At 65.7% G+C, this 14,428-nt stretch carries 13 protein-coding genes and 1 tRNA gene; 8 read left to right on the forward strand and 6 right to left on the reverse strand.

Annotation, left to right across the window (positions count from 1 at the left end):
* Positions 1-25: 25 nt before the first annotated feature.
* The gene (locus L8G49_RS16025; protein WP_242138372.1) at positions 26-331 is read right to left on the reverse strand and encodes a chorismate mutase; all 306 of its coding nucleotides are present in this window, start codon (positions 329-331) and stop codon (positions 26-28) included.
* A 211-nt stretch (positions 332-542) separates the two neighbouring features.
* On the opposite strand from L8G49_RS16025, the gene rpsD reads away from it, so the two are divergent.
* Positions 543-1,157 carry a 30S ribosomal protein S4 gene (gene rpsD / locus L8G49_RS16030; protein WP_010161826.1) on the forward strand — a complete coding sequence of 205 codons (615 nt, stop codon included), beginning with the start codon at positions 543-545 and terminating at the stop codon, positions 1,155-1,157.
* A 328-nt stretch (positions 1,158-1,485) separates the two neighbouring features.
* Here the strand turns inward: rpsD and L8G49_RS16035 are convergent, their stop codons facing one another.
* Positions 1,486-3,354: a S9 family peptidase gene (locus tag L8G49_RS16035; RefSeq protein WP_242186750.1), complete on the reverse strand. Its 1,869-nt coding sequence runs from the start codon at positions 3,352-3,354 to the stop codon at positions 1,486-1,488.
* Between the two features lie 279 nt (positions 3,355-3,633).
* Here L8G49_RS16035 and L8G49_RS16040 point away from each other — a divergent pair, with 279 nt between their 5' ends.
* The 3 genes from L8G49_RS16040 (at position 3,634) to L8G49_RS16050 (ending at position 7,540) form a co-directional block, all read left to right on the forward strand.
* Complete coding sequence (locus L8G49_RS16040; protein ID WP_242186826.1) at positions 3,634-5,262, forward strand: M28 family metallopeptidase; 1,629 nt, start codon at positions 3,634-3,636, stop codon at positions 5,260-5,262.
* 19 nt (positions 5,263-5,281) lie between these two features.
* Entirely contained in the window at positions 5,282-6,256 is a 975-nt protein-coding gene (locus tag L8G49_RS16045; protein ID WP_242186751.1) for an agmatine deiminase family protein, read from the forward strand.
* A gap of 240 nt (positions 6,257-6,496) precedes the next feature.
* Entirely contained in the window at positions 6,497-7,540 is a 1,044-nt protein-coding gene (locus L8G49_RS16050; protein WP_242186752.1) for a metallophosphoesterase, read from the forward strand.
* A gap of 180 nt (positions 7,541-7,720) precedes the next feature.
* On the opposite strand, the gene L8G49_RS16055 is transcribed toward L8G49_RS16050, so the two are convergent.
* Entirely contained in the window at positions 7,721-8,119 is a 399-nt protein-coding gene (locus tag L8G49_RS16055) for a low affinity iron permease family protein (protein ID WP_242138376.1), read from the reverse strand.
* A 49-nt stretch (positions 8,120-8,168) separates the two neighbouring features.
* Between L8G49_RS16055 and aguB the strand changes: the two genes are divergently transcribed.
* The gene (gene aguB, locus L8G49_RS16060; RefSeq protein WP_242186753.1) at positions 8,169-9,020 is read left to right on the forward strand and encodes an N-carbamoylputrescine amidase; all 852 of its coding nucleotides are present in this window, start codon (positions 8,169-8,171) and stop codon (positions 9,018-9,020) included.
* A gap of 210 nt (positions 9,021-9,230) precedes the next feature.
* On the opposite strand, the gene L8G49_RS16065 is transcribed toward aguB, so the two are convergent.
* Positions 9,231-9,899 (reverse strand): uracil-DNA glycosylase, encoded by a 669-nt coding sequence (locus L8G49_RS16065; protein WP_242138378.1) that lies wholly within the window; start codon positions 9,897-9,899, stop codon positions 9,231-9,233.
* Positions 9,900-9,922: 23 nt separating this feature from the next.
* Between L8G49_RS16065 and folK the strand changes: the two genes are divergently transcribed.
* Together folK and L8G49_RS16075 are read left to right on the forward strand one after the other, a co-directional pair.
* On the forward strand, positions 9,923-10,420 hold the full coding sequence (folK, locus tag L8G49_RS16070; RefSeq protein WP_242138379.1) for a 2-amino-4-hydroxy-6-hydroxymethyldihydropteridine diphosphokinase: 498 nt from the start codon (positions 9,923-9,925) through the stop codon (positions 10,418-10,420).
* Positions 10,421-10,435: 15 nt separating this feature from the next.
* A tRNA-Lys gene (locus tag L8G49_RS16075) sits at positions 10,436-10,511 on the forward strand.
* Between the two features lie 65 nt (positions 10,512-10,576).
* On the opposite strand, the gene L8G49_RS16080 is transcribed toward L8G49_RS16075, so the two are convergent.
* A complete protein-coding gene (locus L8G49_RS16080) occupies positions 10,577-11,824 on the reverse strand; it encodes a capsular biosynthesis protein (protein ID WP_242186827.1) in 1,248 nt (415 codons plus the stop codon).
* Between the two features lie 343 nt (positions 11,825-12,167).
* Here L8G49_RS16080 and L8G49_RS16085 point away from each other — a divergent pair, with 343 nt between their 5' ends.
* Complete coding sequence (locus tag L8G49_RS16085) at positions 12,168-13,634, forward strand: LTA synthase family protein (RefSeq protein WP_242186754.1); 1,467 nt, start codon at positions 12,168-12,170, stop codon at positions 13,632-13,634.
* On the opposite strand, the gene L8G49_RS16090 is transcribed toward L8G49_RS16085, so the two are convergent.
* On the reverse strand, positions 13,615-14,364 hold the full coding sequence (locus L8G49_RS16090) for an SDR family NAD(P)-dependent oxidoreductase (protein ID WP_242186755.1): 750 nt from the start codon (positions 14,362-14,364) through the stop codon (positions 13,615-13,617). The two genes, L8G49_RS16085 and L8G49_RS16090, sit on opposite strands and share 20 nt — an antisense overlap.
* Positions 14,365-14,428: the final 64 nt, after the last annotated feature.

Here is a 14,428-nt window from a genome sequence, read left to right on the forward strand (position 1 = left end):
GACGACCCCGAGGCGAACGCGCGGGCTAGCGCTGGTCGAAGGCGCGCAATTCATAGGCGATCGACGCTTCGACCAGCTGCTCCCACAGATCGGCGACGATCTGCTCGGGGACGCCCGACGCGCGCGCTTCGGCGCAGGCGTTGGCGATCACCTGCGTCTTGCGCGCTTCGTCCCGCACCGCGCCACGCTCGGGTTTGATGCGGGCGGCGGCATCCATATAGGCGAAGCGCCGCGCCAGCAGCGCGACCAGCTCGCGGTCGAGCGCGTCCACGCCGGCGCGAACGTCGGCCATGGTGATGCAGTCGGCGCCGGGAAGGATCGGATCGGTCATGCCAAGCCCTTGGCGCGGCATCGCGACGCTGTCCAGCTTGACTCACGCCGCATCCCCCGCTACCCGCCCGCCTTCGCAAAAGGCCCCGCACCCCGGTGAAGCGGTGGCCCCGACCAGACCCTTGGGTCAGGCGGAGCGATGACCGGGTATCGATCAGCAAAGCGTACTCCGCGGCGCTGGTCTTGTTATTGGCACTTGCAAGGAATTCATCATGTCGAAGCGTAGCAGCGCAAAGTACAAGCTCGATCGCCGGATGGGCGAGAACATCTGGGGTCGTCCCAAGTCGCCCGTCAACAAGCGCGAATACGGCCCCGGCCAGCACGGTCAGCGCCGCAAGGGCAAGGTCTCGGACTTCGGCATCCAGCTCCGCGCCAAGCAGAAGCTCAAGGGCTATTATGGCGACGTGACCGAGAAGCAGTTCCGCGCCTGCTACACCGAGGCAGCGCGCATGAAGGGCGACACCGGCCAGAACCTGATCGGCCTGCTCGAGCAGCGTCTCGACATGATCGTGTATCGCGCGAAGTTCGCCCCGACCGTCTGGGCAGCACGTCAGCTCGTTTCGCACGGCCACGTTCGCGTCAACGGCGTGAAGTGCAACATCGCATCGCGTCGCTGCTTCGTCGGTGACGAGATCACGCTGGGCGATAAGGCCAAGGAAATGGCGCTGGTGCTCGAAGCGCAGCAGCTCGCCGAGCGCGACATCCCCGACTACGTCGCTCCGGACGGCGCGGCCAAGGTCACCTTCACGCGCGTTCCGTCGCTCGACGAAGTGCCGTATCCGGTGAAGATGGAACCGAACCTCGTGGTCGAGTTCTACTCGCGCTGATGACGCGGATTAGCCTTGGCTAATCCGGACATCCCGCGCGAGCGGCCGGCGGGGCACCGCCCCGTCCGACGACGTGGCTTTGCCACGGCGCGGTTCGAGACAAAAAAGGGCGGTCCCGCTGGGGCCGCCCTTTTTCGTTGCGCTTCCTTTCCCCCAGCCCGTTCGCCCTGAGCGCAGTCGAAGGGCCGCGCGCACACAGGCCAAGGCGCGTGGGGAGAGGGGGCTTCGACTACGCTCAGCCCGAACGGATTCGAGTTCGTTCAGCTCAAACGGCTTCGACGTCGCTGGGCCCGGACGGATGGGGGTGGGGGCAGCCTGAAACTCGCCCCTACTGGATCCCCATTTTCTCCCGCAGGAACAGGTCGCTCCGGTCGAGCATCGCGGTTCGCGCCTCGCTGTCGTCGAGCTGGTGGCTGAGACCCTTGAACTCGATCAGTTCGACCGACTTGCCCGCGCTGCGCAGCCGACTTGCCATCATCCGCGATTCGCTGATGCCGACATTCTGGTCCATGTCGCCGTGGAACATCAAAACGGGCGCGGTGATCTTCGCGGCGTTTTGCGCAGGCGATCCCTCACGCACGTGCGGTCCCTTGCCGATGAACGCATCGACCAGATAATAGTCCTGGAAGTCGTCGTGCTCGTGGCGGAGCGTATCCAGGTCGGTGACCGGTGCGATGGCGATGATCGCCTTGAACAGGGCCGGATCGAGCACGGCGGATTGCAGGGCTGCATAACCACCATAGGACCAGCCGACGATCGCCAGCGTGGTCGGCGCGGCAATCCCCTGCTTGACCAACCAGCGCCCGCCATCGTTCACGTCGCCGATCGCGGTACGCCACGACTTGAAGCCGTTTTCCTTGAACCACCCCTCGCCGTACCCGGTCGAGCCGCGGTAATTGGGCTGGAGCACGACGTAGCCGCGCGCAGCGAAGAATTGCGCCAGCCAGTCGAACCCCCATTCGTCGCGCGCGCCGGGTCCACCATGTGGCATGACGATCGCCGGAAGGTTGGTGCCGGGTTTGCCGACTGGCATCGTAAGGTACGCCGGGATCGGCGTGCCATCGGCAGCGGGGAAGGTGATCGCCTTGACCGGAGCGAGCGTCACGCCGTCGAGCGGCGGGCGCGCGCGCAGCAGGCCGTCGAGGTGCCGCGTCTTTTTGTCGAACAGCATATATTCGCCCGGGTCGACGTCGCTGCCAGTCCATAGCAGCAGCTTCGATTCATCGGCGCTGGCATCGACGAATTGCACCAGAGGCCGTTCTGGCATCGCCTTGGCGAGGCTGATCCCGAGCTTCTTCAATTCCGGATCGAAGAATTCGACCTGCCGTCGATCGGTGACGTAGCTGACGCCGACGACGCGGTGGCGGCGGCCGATCCGGATCAGTCCGGCCAGATCGACATCGGGTCGTGCAAACACGAGCTCGCGCTTCAGACTGCCATCGAGGGCGACCTTGAACAGGGCGTTGCGTCCATCCTGGGCATCGAAGCCATAAGCGACATCCAGCGTGGGATCGACGGCATAGGGATCGAAGCCATGTTCGGTCTGGGAATCGCCGCTCACCGTACTGAGCGGCAGCCAGCCCGTCTGGCCTTGCTTGCGATACTGATAGACGGTGCGGCCGTCGCTATACCCGTTGCCCCGGGTTGGCCGCAAACCCATGATGCGAACCGTCCCCAGCCCGTCGGCAATGTACTCTTTGGCGGTCTCGCGTGGCTTTTCGATGGTTTGACGGCGTAGCGTGACAGGGTCGACGCGTTCTACCCCCATGCCTTCGGCGGCCCCCGAGATATGTGTGCCCGTATCGGCGGTCGGCACGAATTGACGGGTCATCAGGACCGAATTGCCCGTCGGGTCCCCCTGCCAGTCGATCACATGACCGCCATTTTGCATGATTCCGAGCGCCTGGAACGAATCGTGGACACTCAGCATCTTCATGTCCTTGCCGTCGGCACCGACCGTGACGAGGCGATCGAAGCCGATCATATCGCGAATCCGGCCGGTCGTGACGCTGACCCCGCAGATCAGCCGATTGCTGTTGGCCCATTCGCAATAATCGACCTGTTCCTTCTCCCCGCTCGACGCCAGGAGGGCCGCTGGAGGCGCCGAGCCGTCGATCGTGAAGACCAGCGCGCGCACCCCGCGTTTTGCATCCGACAGTAACGCAACGAAGCGCTTTCCGTCCGGGGACAGGCTCACCTGTTGTACTTCCTCGCGCGCCCCGAATTTCCGCGCGGCGTCGCTCGCAGCATACCCCGGCGTGGCGGTGCAGCAGACACACGCGGCCAAGATGAATTGCTTCAACATCCCCTATTCTCCCCCTGCCGGACGATAATCACGGGTTTCAAATCTGCCAAGGGACTTGACGCGGTCCAGTTGCGTGGTTTGCCGGGGGATGCCAGAACGGTGGTTCGCAACGGGGGCACCGGATTGATGAACAGTTTCAAAACACTGGGCTATGGTCTCGCACTGAGCACCATGCCAGGGCTCGCGCAGCCAGTTGCGGCGCAGTCCGCCAGGCCATTGCCTGCCATCTCGGTCGAAACGCTGAAGGACGTAACCAAGACACTGTCGTCCGATGCGTTCGAAGGCCGCAAGCCGACGACGCCGGGCGAGACCAAGGCGACCGATTATATCGTCGAACGCTTCAAGGCGGCGGGGCTCAAGCCCGGCAACGACGGCAAGTGGTTCCAGGACGTGCCCCTGGTCGAGCTGACCGCGACCAACGTCACCCCGATGACGTTCAAGGGCGGCAAGACCCCGGCCAGCTTCGCCTATCGGAGCGACATGGTGCTCGCGACCTACCGCGTGACCCCGAAGATCGACCTGAAGGACAGCCCGGTTGTGTTCGTCGGCTACGGCATCACCGCGCCAGAGCGTGGGTGGGATGATTATGCGGGCGTCGACGTGCGCGGCAAGACGGTCGTCATCCTGGTCAACGATCCCGACTGGCAGACCCCGACCAACACCGGCCTCTTCGAAGGCCGTGCGATGACCTATTACGGCCGCTGGACCTACAAGTTCGAGGAAGCCGCCCGCCACGGGGCCGCTGCCGCGCTGATCGTCCACGAGACCGCGCCCGCCGCTTATGGCTGGGGCGTCGTCCAGTCGAGCTGGACCGGGCCGCAGCTCGAGCTCGACGAGAAGGGCGACCATGCCGACCAGAGCCAGGCGATCGGCTGGATCCAGCTCGACAAGGCGCGCGCCCTGTTCGCGAGCGCGGGGCAGGACTTCGATGCGCTCAACACGGCCGCGAAGGGCAAGGGGTTCAAGGCGGTGCCGCTAGGCGTGACCGCGTCGGCGTCGTTCGACACCACGATCAAGCGGCAGGCGTCGAAGAACGTCGTCGGCATCCTGCCCGGCAAGCCCGCCGCGCAGGGCGGGGCGCCGGGCGAGTACGTCTTCTACACCGCGCATTGGGATCATCTCGGGCGCTGCGACCCGGTCGATGGCGACAATATCTGCAATGGCGCGCTGGACAATGCCAGCGGGGTCGCCGGGCTGGTCGCGCTTGCCGAGGCGAGCACCAAGGCGGGGCCGACGCGGCGCTCGACCGTGTTCCTCGCGGTGACCTGCGAGGAGTGCGGGCTGCTCGGTTCGCGCTATTATGCCGAGCATCCGATCTACCCGATGGCGCAGACCGTCGGCGGCGTGAACATGGACGGGCTCAACGTCGTCGGTCGCGCGAAGGATTTCGTCGTGGCGGGCGCGGGCAAGTCCGAGCTCGAGGACATGATGAAGACGCTCGTGATCGAGCAAGGCCGGGTGGTGAAGCCCGACCCCAATCCCGAGCGCGGGAGCTACTTCCGCTCCGACCATTTCGCTTTCGCGCGGCAAGGCGTGCCGATGTTCGACGGCAAATCGGGGGAGGATCTGCGGGTCGGCGGCACCGCGGCTGGCCATGCCGCGACCGAGGACTATATCGTGCATCGCTATCACAAGCCGCAGGACGAATATAATGCGGCGTGGGACTGGTCGGGTGCGGTCGAGGATCTGACGCTCTATTACGGTCTCGGCCGTGAATTGGCGGATGGGACGCGCTGGCCGAACTGGTACAGCACCGCCGAATTCCGCGCGATTCGCGACAAGAGCCGCGCGGGCAAGTAAACACAGGAACGTTTGAAGCATGACACGCGCCGTCCCGCCCGCCGAATGGGCCCCGCACTCCGCAGTCTGGATCGGCTTCCCGAGCCATCCCGAATTGTGGGTCGAAGACCTCGAGCCCGCGCGGACCGAAGTGGTCGCGTTCGCGCGCGCGGTCCATGCCGAGGGGCGGGGCGAGCGCGTCCTGCTCGTCGCGGCGGATGACGAGGCGGCGACCGCCGCGCGCGCGATGGCGGGCGATTTCGCCGAGATCGTGGTCGAATCGTTCGGCGACATCTGGTTGCGCGACACCGCGCCGATCCTGTTGTCGGACGGCAGCGCGCGGGATTTCGCCTTCAATGGCTGGGGCGGGAAATACGATTTGCCGGGGGATAGCGACATCGGGCGGCGGCTCGCCGAGGACAGGCAGATCGCGGTCGAAAGTTGCGACTGGGTGCTCGAGGGCGGCGCGGTCGATGGCGACGGGACCGGGTTGCTCGTCACCACCCGGCAATGCCTGCTCAACCCGAACCGCAACCCGGCGCTGGACCAGGCACAGATCGAGCAGCGGCTCCACGACGATCTCGGCTTCTCGCAAATCCTGTGGCTCGGCGACGGGCTCATGCACGACCATACCGACGGGCATGTCGACAATCTCGCGCGCTTCGTCGCGCCGGGGGTGCTCGCGATTCCCGAGGCCGCGGACAACGACCCCAACTGGCTGGTCTATCAACACGCCGCTGCCGTCGCCGCCGAGATGCCGGGGATCGAACTCGTACGCATTCCCTCGCCGGGTCGGGTTCTTCGCGACGAGGAGATCGTGCCCGCGAGCTACATGAACTTCTACATCGGCAATGCCGCGGTGGTGGTGCCGCTGTACGGCGCGCCCAACGATGCGGCGGCGGTCGCGGCGCTCGAAAAGCTGTTCCCGGGGCGCGACGTGGTCGGCCTGCGCGCGGATGCGATCCTCACCGGCGGCGGCAGCTTCCACTGCATCTCGCAGCAGATTCCGGGGTAAGGGGGCTTCCCCCCAACCTCCCGTTCGTTTCGAGCGAAGTCGAGAAACCCGGCACAACGCCAGGTTTCTCGACTTCGCTCGAAACGAACGGGGGCGGCGGCGGTGTTGTCGATACTAGTGCGAATCGCTTAGCCCACGCCCCGTCGCCAGAAGGAACGCGCGATCTTCCACCTGTTTTTCAGCATCCCGTGGCTGTTCGTAACGCTGCGCTTCATCCTGCCGCTCCCGTGGCATCCGGCGGTGAAGGTGATCCTCGCGCTGGTGCTGCTGGTCGGGTCGCAATTCCTGCTGTGGAGCCGGCTGTCCTCGGGGTCGCCGTTCGCGCCCGAGATGCCGCGCGCCGTCGTGCTCGCGTTCAACGTTGTCTATGGCGCGATCCTGCTGCTCGCGGTGTTCCAATTGGTGGTCGATCTCGCGCGCCTGCCTGCGCTGCTGATCGAGCAGGGTGGCTTCTTGGTGCCGGTCGGTGTGCGTTACGTCATGGGCGGGGTGGCGCTTGTGCTCGCAGGACTAGGCGTGGCGCAGGCGCAGCGGGTGCCGCCGGTGCGCGATATCGACGTCGTCATCCCCGGGCTCCCCAAGGCGTTCGACGGCTATACGCTGGTGCAGCTGACCGATCTCCACATCAGCCGCCTGTTCCCCGCACGCTGGACGCAGGCGGTGGTCGATCGCACCAATGCGCTCCACCCCGATCTGATCGTCGTGACCGGCGACTTCATCGACGGATCGATCGCGATGCGCCGCGCGGATGTCGAGCCGTTGCGCGGGCTTCGCGCCACCGACGGGATCTACGCGATTCCGGGGAACCACGAATATTTCTTCGAATATGATGCGTGGATGGCGCATTTCGGGGGGATGGGGATGCATCTCCTGCCCAACGCGCATGCGGTGCTGACGCGCGGCGACGGGCGGCTGGTGATCGCGGGCGTCACCGATCTGTCGGCGCGGGCGACCGGCCATCCCGCGCCCGATCTGGGGAAGGCGCTTGCGGGCGCCCCGGCGGGCGCGCCGATCATCCTGCTCGACCACCAGCCCCGCATGGCGCGGGCGGCGGCGGCGCGCGGCGTGGCGTTGCAGCTGTCGGGGCATACGCATGGCGGGATGATCGTCGGTCTCGACCGGCTGGTGGCGCGCGCCAATGCCGGGTTCGTCTCGGGGCGCTACGACGTCGATGGGATGACGCTGTACGTCAACAACGGTACGGGCCTGTGGCCGGGCTTTGCGCTGCGGCTCGGCGTGCCGTCAGAGCTGACGCGGATCACGCTGCGCGCGGGGGCGCACTAGACTCACCCCTTCCGTTCGCTCTGAGCGCAGTCGAAGGGCCGCTTGCCGAGTAGAGCGGAGCCTGTGGCGCGCGGGGCTTCGACTTCGCTCAGCCCGAACGGATGGGGGGATTGCGCCAAACCAACGCGGTGTCTGCAACTCCAGGTTCCTGCCTGCACAGGAACACGCAGCGGCGGGACCCTACAGCCGCCCGAGCAACCGCTCGATCGATTCATGATGCGTCGTGTTGTCACCGCATTCGCGCTCGAGCACGCGCTTGATCCGCTCGAGTTCGTCCTGCGTCATATGTTCGATCCCGATGAACTCGTTGCGCGCCGTGTTCGTCGCGCGGATGATCTCGTCGAGCTTGGCCTGGATCGCCGAGGCATCGCGATTCTGTGCATTCTGGATCAGGAACACCATCAGGAACGTGATGATCGTCGTCGAGGTATTGATGACGAGCTGCCACGTGTCGGAATAATGAAAGACCGGTCCGGTCAGGCCCCAAAGCAGCACGACCATGAAGGCGATGACGAACGCGACCGGTCGGCCCGCCCAGTTCGCAACCCGTTGCGCGATCGTTTCGAACAAGCGTTCCATCAGCGATATCCCATTTGAATCTGGCGCGCGAAGCACGATATGGCGGCGCATGACCGAAATCACCGTCGCCGCGCTGCAGCTTGCCTTCTCCAACGATATGGACGCGAATATCGAGCATGTCTCGGAACGGGTGCGCGAGGCCGCGAGCCTTGGCGCGCAGGTGATCCTGCCGCCCGAATTGTTCGAGGGCGAATATTTCTGCCGGGTCGAGGACGAGGGGCTGTTCTCCAACGCCAAGCCGGTCGGCGAGCACAAGGCGGTGCTCGCGATGCAGGCGCTCGCCGAGGCGCTCAAGGTGACGATCCCGACGAGCTTCTTCGAGGCGGACGGGCCGCATCATTACAACAGCCTCGCGATGATCGGCCCCGATGGCGAAGTGCAGGGCGTGTACCGCAAGAGCCATATTCCGGACGGCCCGGGCTATGAGGAGAAATTCTATTTCCGCCCCGGCAACACCGGCTTCAAGGTCTGGCCCGGCCCTGAGAAGACGACGCTCGGCGTCGGCGTATGCTGGGACCAATGGTATCCCGAGACCGCGCGCGCGATGATGCTGATGGGCGCGGAAGTGCTGTTCTACCCCACCGCGATCGGCAGCGAGCCACACGACACCTCGCTCGATACCGCGCGGCTGTGGCGGCGCGCGATGGTCGGCCATGCGGTGTCGAACGTCGTGCCGATCGTCGCCGCCAACCGCGTCGGCGTCGAGCATGACCAGACGTTCTACGGCACCAGCTTCATCGCGGACGAGCGCGGCGACATTCTCGCCGAGCTGGGTCGCGAAGACGAGGGCGTGATCACCGCGACGATCGACCTCGACCGGGTAAAGCGCCACCGCGCCGCCTTCGGTTTCTTCCGGGATCGCCGGCCCGATCTGTACGGTCGCCTGGTCCAGGATATCTGACACCGGCATGCGACAGCAATGGTTCGGGGGAGATCCGCGCGGGGGTAACCGGGCGGGGGGGAGAACGGTTCGACCCGTTCAAATGCCTCGATCACTCCCGCGCATCGGTACGCTACGCGCCACGACCGTTGCAATACTCCGCACCGGCCGAGACCCGTATAGCCAATGCGCGTAACAATATCTCTCATCCATTAGACCGAAAATATTCCGTTAACGTGCGGATTCATCGCGTAATTCCGCTGCACGTGCGAAGACGGCCTCGAACATCTCGGTGGTCAGTCTTCCGGTGTTCTGATTGTAGCGCGAACAGTGATAGCTATCGATCAGGATCCGGCCATCGGGCATGCGATGTTCGGCGAGATGACCGAACTTGCACTTGGGCAGCCGGCCGCCCAGCGCCTTGACCGCGGACTGATGCGCGATCTGGCCCAATGCGACGAATACGCGCGCCCGCGGGAGCGCCGCGATCTGTCCTTCCAGAAACGGGCGGCACGTGCGGATTTCTTCCGGCGTGGGCTTGTTCTGGGGCGGGAGGCATTTGACCGCGTTGATGATCATCGCCCCCTGCAGCTGCAGCGTATCATCCGGCTTTGCCTCATAAACGCCGGTGGCAAAGCCGTATTTGGCGAGCGTCTCGAACAGGAGCACCCCGGCGAAGTCACCCGTGAACGGGCGCCCGGTGCGGTTGGCGCCATGCTTGCCGGGCGCGAGGCCGATAATGCCGAGCCACGCCGCCGGATCGCCAAAGGCGTTGACCGGGGCGTTCCACCACGTCGGAAATTCCTGCCGCAATTCCTCGCGAAAGCCGACGAGTCGGGGGCAGAGGGGGCAATCGTGGGGCGGCTCGGAGTCCGCGATCGGGCTGGGTGCGAAGTTCATCGAAAAGCGATAGGCGTGTTTGGGTGTCGATCTCAACCACCTACCCGATCTATGCGATCGCAATCGGCTCGAACCGGCGCGGGCGGCATGGCAGCCCGCGCGCCGAGGTGCTGGCAGCGATTGCGGCTTTGCCGCGCGTCACGGCGGTATCGCGGCTGATCGAGACAGCGCCGATCGGGCCATCAATCCGGCGCTTCACCAATGCCGTCATCTTGCTGGAAAGCGCGGATCCGCCGCCGATGCTGCTGCTGCGGCTGAAGGCGATCGAACGGCAGTTCGGGCGTCGCCGTGGCCAGCGCTGGGCGGCGCGCGTGATCGATCTCGACATCGTGCTGTGGTCGGGCGGGGCATGGCGCGAACCGGGCCTGATCGTTCCGCACGTCGCGTTTCGGTCGCGGGATTTCGTGCTTGCGCCGCTCGCGGACATTGCGCCGCAGTGGCGCGATCCGCAGTCGGGCCGAACGATGCGCCAACTCGCCACGCGCTTGCACATGGTTGACCGCAAGCCCGTCCGCTCCTAACGCGCATCGGCGTGTGGGCTCGTAGCTCAGTCGGTAGAGCAACGGACTTTTAATCTGTAGGTCCCGGGTTCGAATCCCGGCGAGCCCACCACGCATTCCTGAAAAACGCCCGTGCCAGCCAATGCCGCCTGTCACGGCGCGCGCAGGCCGATCCGGTCAGCCGGGATGCGGCTTGGCCAGGGTCGTTCGCATCCGTCCCGATGACTGGGTCTGCCGGACGCGCGGGGTGATCAGCGGGCTTGCCGCTTCGATCCGCGCGACGATGCCTTCGGTCAATTTGGCGAGCGCCTCTTCTGAGAAGAAACCACCCGGGACCAGGCACCGATCGATCAGAACGCGCCGGAATGCAGCGAAGGTCTCCGCATCCGGTTTTCCGGGATTGCGCCAGAAGTCGTCGAGCCGTCCCTGGAAGGTGATGTCCTCGATGTCATAGACGGCTTGCCCCAACGCGATCACCGGAATGCCCTGCGCCAGCGCCAGCGTCCCGCTCGTGCTGTTGATCGTCACCATGCCTTGCGATCGTTCCGACAAGGGGACGATGTCGCCACCTTCGAGATAATCGATCCGGTCGGTCACGCCGTGCAGCGCCGCGAGCGTCATCGTCTCGAGCCGCCAATCGCGCACGCCATTGTCGAGCGGATGTTCCTTGATCACCAGCCGCAGCGCAGGGGGCGCATGGCTCGCGAAGGACGTGATCACCATGCGCAGGGCGTCCGCGATGCCGGCAAAGGACGAATGCAACCGAATCTGCGCGTCCGAATCGAGCTGGAGCGGGAACAGGACATACGGGTCCTCGCGCGCCGCCAGCGCGCTCTGTACGGACTGCGCGCGTTCCGCGGCTGCCTTGCGCCGCATCAGCCGCCGGACCCATCCCATGCCCTCGACCAGCGGATGCCACGGCCGATGATTTTCCCAATGGGGATACTGCGAACGACTGAGCACGTCTGCGGTATTGTAGATCAGCGCTTCGGTCGCCCGGCGTCGGAAGGAGGACGAGACGGGCTCGTGCTGCGGGGCCGGGGGCAGCGCGGCCGCCTGGGCACGATACCATAGCGGGTCGCGCGGCAGCGTCGAATGACCGTTAACCCCGCCGAGTTCGAGCGTTACCCAATCCGGGCGGATATAGCCCTCTTCGAAGACATGAACGGGAATATGCAGTTCGCGGCAGACCGCGATGGCGGCCATGTGGATCGGGCGACAGTCTCCGAACAGCAGAACGTCGGTAATCGCGCGATCGGCAATCAGTTGACGCAACGCCGCCGGCCAGTCTTCCAGACGGCCGCGATAGTCGATGGCATTTGGAAGCCGCCAGAACAGGCGATCGCCGCCGTTGAAGTTGACCTTGTGCACGGCATATCCGTCGCGTCGCAGCACCTGTCCGAGGCGACGGAAGAGTGGCCCCATCAATCCCTGCAACAAGAGAATGTTGCGCGTTGCTAGCGGTTGAGGATCCCCCAACCCCGCGGTCGGTGCGCGCAGACCGGACTGGTCGGAAAGCTGATCCGGCATCCGTAAGTTCCTCGTCATTTCTGATGGCGTTTCATTGAGTGCAACGCCGCCTCGGCCTGGCCATAGAGATCGTGCGGCGTATTTCCAAGGCATTGCGCGGCGGAGCGGGGCCGTGACAGCCAGACGGCCCGTCGCTATAGCCGGACCGGATTCTTCTCTTCTCCAAGCCGCGGGTCGACAACGACACGGCGGGGACGCGACCTTTTCTGTGGCGGACGGTGTGATCCCTTTCCTGGCAATGCTGATACTGTCCCTGGCCCTCGATACGGCCGCACGGCCGCGGGCGGCCCGAGTGCGCGACGGGCGTGGCGTGATCCTGCTGTGGCTGGTGGTTACGGGGGCGTTCGGCTTCTTCCTCGCGGCTTCGGGCAACGTCTGGGTCGCGGCCGTCGTGTCGGTAGCGCTTGTCGGTCTTTTCATGGTTGCCTCCAACGCCAAGCGAATGCTGTTGGGGGAGCCGCTGGTCTTTTCGGATCTCGCCTTGCTGGTCGGGGTCGTCCGGCATCCCCGGTTCTACTTTACCGCGATATCCGCGAGCCAGCGCTGGATGCTCGCGCTCGGGGCGGCGGGGGCGGTGATCGCGCTCGCCCTGTTGTTTTCGTGGCACTGGCGCCCGCATCTCATCGGTGCCGGGCTGGCGCTGCTGGCGATCGGTGTCTTGGCGGGGCTGCTGCGCGGGGGATCGTATGACGGCATTGCGGCGACGCCGGAGCTCGCCCGCGATTTCGAGCGCTATGGCATGGTCGCTACGCTTTTATTGTATTGGTGGCGGTGGCGTGAGACGCCTGATCCGCAGCCTTGCATCGCGCTGAGCCCCCCGCTCGTCGGAAGGACGCCCGTTCCGCCCGAGGTGATCGTCATCGTCCAGTGCGAGTCTTTCTGCGATCCGGTGGAGATCACCGACGATCCCGGGAATACGCTTGAAGGATTGGCGGCTGCACGGGCGGCTGCATGGCAGTGGGGCACGCTGGATGTCAGCGGGTTCGGGGCTTATACGATGCGGACCGAATATGGCGTGCTGTTTGGCCGCACCGAGCAGGAACTGGGCTTCCGACGCTACGATCCGTTTCTGACGGCGGCGGGCGAGGCGTCCTTTGCCCTGTCCGCACGCCTTGGCAGTGCAGGGTATCGCAGCCTGTTCGTCCATCCGCACGACTTGCGCTTCTACAGCCGGGATCGGTTGATGCCGGCGGTCGGGTTCGATGCGTTGATCGGCGAGGAGGGGTTCGCCCCGCGGTCTCCGGACGCTGGACGCTATGTCGATGACCGGACGCTCGGGGCGTCCTTGGCCGCGCTGATCGACCAGGCTGCACAGCCGACGCTGCTTTACGCAGTCACCATGGAGAATCACGGGCCGTGGGACAGCGCCACCGCCCGCGATGCGGCCGGGCGGCGTGATGCCTATCTGCGGCATCTGCAAAGCAGCGACGCGATGCTCAGCAATTTGATCGCACATCTTTCGCGCGATGGTCGGCCCGCTCTGTTGGTCTTCTTCGGTGACCATCGGCCGAGTATTCCGGGGGTAACCGCGCCAGGCGGCGCACGACATACCCCCTATGTCATGATGCGCTTCGGCGAGAATGGCGAAACGATGCGCGGCAGCGGAGCTCCGGTGAGCCTGACCCCCGCCGATCTGCACCAAGCGATTCTGGGCTGCGCGGTACCGCAACGGGACCGGGCCGCGGTCAATCCTGCGGCGGCGTAAGCGCACGTAACAGCCGGTCGCGAGCCATCGCCGGCAACAGGCGATCAATCCAGCACAGGACCGCGAACGGCCACGGGAAAATCGAATGGGCGCGGCCACGTTCTGCCGCCCGCGCAATCCGAGCAGCGGCGTCGGCCGGCTGCAGCAGGAACGGCCGTGGGCCCGGGCTCTTCCGCCCGGCGGCCGTATCGATAAAGCCGGGCGAAACGACCGTGACGCGGACCCCCCGGTCGATGACGCTCAATCGCAGCGCGTCGGCAAAGCGCAGCAGTCCCGCCTTGGATCCGGCATAGCCGGCCGCGAAGGGGAGGGCATGAAACGCCGCCGCCGATCCGACCAGGACGATGGTGCCGGTGCGGCGTTGCACCATCCGTCTTGCTAGCGCGGCCGCCATCGCGCTGGGCGCGACAAAATTGACAAGCCCGAGGTGGGCGATCTGGGCCGCATCCTCGACGATGTCTCCCGGCGCGCGAACGTCGCCCGCACCGGCCACCAGCAGCGCAACGCCGATCGCAGCGGCTGCGTCATCCGCCTCGACCGCGGCGACCGCAGCGGCGATATCGGACAAGTCGAGGCGGCGGACCGCGACCGTCGCGCCCGCCGCACGGCACGCGGCAGCGACTCGCTCGAGCCGGTCGTGATCCCTGCCCCACAGGAGGAGGGAGCGCCCCGGCGCGGCATAATGGCTTGCCAATGCCGCGCCGAGACCGCCCGAGGCGCCCGTGATCAAGATTCGATCTAGTAACGAAACGTTCATGGCAGGCTTCTCTCGGTTCGGTCGCCAAAAGCGACAA

This window comes from Sphingomonas sp. CARO-RG-8B-R24-01 (assembly GCF_022662295.1).
Lineage (GTDB): Bacteria > Pseudomonadota > Alphaproteobacteria > Sphingomonadales > Sphingomonadaceae > Sphingomonas.